This window comes from Lacinutrix sp. MEBiC02595 (assembly GCF_053601555.1).
The window spans coordinates 1-279 of the sequence record NZ_JBSHNU010000039.1; the positions used below are offsets into that span (position 1 = coordinate 1).

The 279-nt window shown below is 44.8% G+C and carries 1 protein-coding gene; it reads left to right on the forward strand.

All coding sequences use genetic code 11. The annotated features are described in order from the left end of the window. Positions 1–279 (forward strand): hypothetical protein (locus tag ACVCZW_RS00120; RefSeq protein ID WP_452231294.1); only part of this gene is annotated, 279 nt, incomplete at both ends.

The following is a 279-nucleotide window of genomic DNA, read 5'->3' on the forward strand; positions in this document are numbered from 1 at the left end:
ACTGTATTTGCTGATTTAGATGGCGATGGTGTATTAGACGCAGGAGAGCCAACAGCAACAACGGCAGCGGATGGAACGTATACTATTCCAGGAGTACCAGCAGGAACAGTAGATATCGTAGTAGATACAACTACTTTACCAACAGGTGCTACTTTAACAGATGGAACAGAGCCAACCGAAGTAACGGTACCAGTAAGTGGAACAGTTACAGCAGGAACAGATGGATATACTACAGCAGGAACGGTAACCGGAACCGTATATAACGATGAAGATGGTGAT